The organism is Haloarcula sp. K1, assembly GCF_001647155.1.
Classification (GTDB): domain Archaea; phylum Halobacteriota; class Halobacteria; order Halobacteriales; family Haloarculaceae; genus Haloarcula; species Haloarcula hispanica.
In genome coordinates this window covers 1-3,382 of record NZ_LRHL01000035.1, presented here as the reverse complement: position 1 = coordinate 3,382, position 3,382 = coordinate 1, and the positions used below count along the sequence as shown (strand labels likewise).

General features: G+C 58.5%; 2 protein-coding genes. Both read right to left on the bottom strand.

Annotated features, from left to right (window positions below; translation table 11 throughout):
* The coding region (locus tag AV929_RS12375) for a surface glycoprotein (protein ID WP_196219992.1) at positions 1-970 on the bottom strand (970 nt) is incomplete at its 3' end.
* Between the two features lie 572 nt (positions 971-1,542).
* On the bottom strand, positions 1,543-3,382 hold a 1,840-nt coding region (locus tag AV929_RS12370; RefSeq protein ID WP_064288403.1), incomplete at its 5' end, for a BGTF surface domain-containing protein.

Genomic DNA, 3,382 nt, shown 5'->3' with positions numbered 1-3,382 from the left:
CGGACTCGGAGACGTTGATCTGGTCGGATTCGGCGGAGACGCCGGTCTGGTTGTCCGTCACTTTGACGTAGTACGGACTGTCGTCGGCGCTCTGGTTACCGAAGTCGAACACGACGTTCTCGTTACCTTTCAGGCTCTTGACCTGCGTGGCAACCTTGTCGTCGTCCTCGTTGAACAGCGTTGCGTTGGCCGGCTCGCCACCACGCGTGGTCGAGACGTTGACCGCAAGCGTGTCCTTGTCGTCGATGTTGGCACCGTCGCCGACATCGTCGTCAATGTTCACATTGAGATCGAGATTGCTGATGGTGATGTTTTCGTCCGCAGTACCACCAACGGTGACCTCGTATTCTTCACCAGTGTCGAGGTTTTCCGTTTCGTAGGTGTAGACTTTGCTGTTGGCTGTGTAAGTGTCCTGCGTGACGACAGCGCCGTTCGAGTCCTCGACCACAATCTTCGTGCTCGAGGTAGCATCGTCAGCGTCACTTTCTCCGCCGTCGGCTCGGACAGCCAGGACTTCACCGCGGAAGGCGTTAGTGTCGCCCGAGCTATCGTCGGCCACAATCGTCTGGGACGTCACGTCGATGTCCTCAGCGACGACCGTGTTGTCACCGCCGGTGAGACCTGAAACCTTGACGGTCAGGTTCCGGTTCGGCTGAACGTCCTGGTCCAGACTGAACTGGAGGCGTCCAGTTGTCCCGTCGTCAGTCGTGTCGACTGACGAGACACCGTAGTTGCTCGGGTTCTTGTTGCCATCGACGTAGATGTCGATGTCAGTGTCACTGACTGGGCTACCGGTTGAACCATTGAGTGCCAATTCGACTGTCCCGCTATCGTATTCTGCTGCCTGTTCGACGCTGACGTTCGCGGCGGCGGCTGCGCCACCGGAGAACGCGATGGTCCCGGCGAATACCGAGAAGACCATCAGCGCCGTCAGGAACAGGCTTCTGATTTTTTCGTTTGTATCTGTCATAGTTTGTGTTGCTATCGGGCGACCCCAGCAGTTTTCCACCTGGTCGGAACGCGGTCACCGCGACCGCGCATAGACCGAACCGGCGTACTCACTTCTGGCGTCATGGGTAGGGGTATCGGTACATTACCCGAAGTGCGGTAAATGCTTTATGGATAAAGGTTACATCCAAATTACACATTGCTGTCAGGTAATAATTATTTTGAAATGGTATGTACTCTTATTCTGGATATTTATTTGACTCTTTCCTGGGACCAGATCTGAGAAACACGCCTCCCGATTCGACCGGCGGTTGTTCCATCACTCGACTACGGACGGGTCCCAAACCGTTACCGAAACCACCCTCGCAGTGGCGGACATCGAGGAGGTGTCCGGCAGGCGCTGGGTTACTGCCGCGTTGGGCCAGCGTTCGACTGTGATCCAGTCACGACTGCCGATGGGCAGTTAGCCGTTCAGAAGCGGACGGAATCGTGTCTGAGTAAACAACGAGTCCCGAGTCGGTCTGCAGTCTGTTTGCACTCTTCACGTACGCGCACGAAAGAAAGAACGGTGTTCAGGGACCGGAGTGGTTCCGGTTAGTTGTCGCGTCGGACAGCGAGGAGCGCAGCAGCGACGAGCGCGATGAGCGCGATGGCTGCCGTGAAGCCGGGACCTTCCGCTTCGGTGGCGGTTCCAGTGTCCGGCGTGTCCTCAGGCGTGTCCGCAGGCGTGTCTTCGGGCGTGTCCTCAGGCGTGTCTTCGGGCGTGTCCTCAGGCGTGTCCTCAGGCGTGTCCTCAGGCTCCTCGGCGGAGACAGTCACGTTCGCACTGTCCGTCACGGCGGAGCCGTTCTGGGTGTACGGACCGTCATCGCCAGGGAAGTCGTACTCTTCGTTGCCGTTGGTGTCCTGGTGCGGCATCGCGACCGCAGTGAAGTTCTCGTCCATCGGCTCGTCGAGCGTGATCGTGAGGTCATTGTACGTACCTGCTTCGAGGTACTCGGAGTTGCCGACGACGTCACCGGATGCGTCACCGGCGTGGATAGCGATGAAGCCGCCACTGGACAGCTGTGCGCTGTCGACGACGACTTCGCTACCGTCGGACTCCTGATCGCTGATACTCACGGTGGCCGTATCGGCTTCGACGATGCGGCCGTCTTCCTCGTCGCTGAAGTCGGAGTCACCGTCGACGTCCAGCGTCTGGACGGTGAAGTTCGTTCCAGCGGAGTAGTCGCTGAAGTCTTCCGTAGCGACGTACGTGCCGTTCGGACCAACAGTTGCTTCCGGTCGTTCGACGAATGGGTTCGCCTCACTCTCGGATTCCATTTCGACTTCGAGCTCGGAGCCGGGGGCGACGTTCGTATCGCCGCTCACTGTCTGTCCGGCGGCGGCGCCAACGGTGACAAAGCCGTCGTCGTCAAGATTCAGCTCCGCGTTCCGCTCAGACGTGGTGTAGAGCTCGCTTTCGCTCGAAGAGTCGTCAGTCAGCGGACCTTCTTGCACGGAGAAGGTGGCGTTGATTTCCGTGTCCTCTTCCTCAGTGATCGTGTTACCGGACTCGAACTCGACGTCCTCGGTGTCGAGGGCGACGAAGTAGGTGTTGTTGTCCGGGTCGTCGACGACGGTCACTGCGCTACTGCTGTTGGCGAAGTTAATCGGATCTGCGTCAGCGTTTGCACCGACGTCGGTCCGGTTGACGTAGAGCTGGAGGCCGGAGGCGCTCGTGTCGTCGTTGATACGGTCCGGCGTGGTGTCGGCAGCTGCGATGAACGCATCAGTCACGTCGGAAGACCCGTTGTCTTCCTGCTCGTATTCGAGCGCACCCTCGATACCGGATGCCTGGATTTCGTGGACGACGACATCTTCGACTGCGACGTCGTCGGACTGCGTGAGGTTCTCACCGATGCGGTCGTAGATGTCGATATCCTCGTCGTCGATATCTGCGTCGCTCGGTGCAACCCAGGTCTGCATACTCTCGACGGAATTCTCGTTGAGACGTAGCGTCCCAACCGTATCAGGACTGGTGACATCCGGGGAGGTCCCGGCGGTCACGTTTATCGAGTAGGATTGTGGTTCCAGTACATCTTCGTCCAAGCTGTTCCTACTATCGGTGAAGCTTCCCTTCTCTTCGACTTCATCGAGGTCGTCGTCACCGGGGACGGTAAGAACCGTGTTGTTGTTGTCGGTCCCAGCGGTGTAGCTGTTGAACTGAACGGTAACTTCGCCGTCACCGTTTTCGTCCTCGAGCTGACCCTGGATGACGTAGTTGTCGTCGTTCTGGCTGCCGACGTTGATGACGGCGTTCTCGGTGTTACTCATCTGGACGGTGATGTTGGTGACGTCACCGACTTCATCCTGCACGGTGGAAGTCTCGAAGCTGGCGTCACCCTCACCGGACTCGGAGACGTTGATCTGGTCGGATTCGGCGGAGACGCCG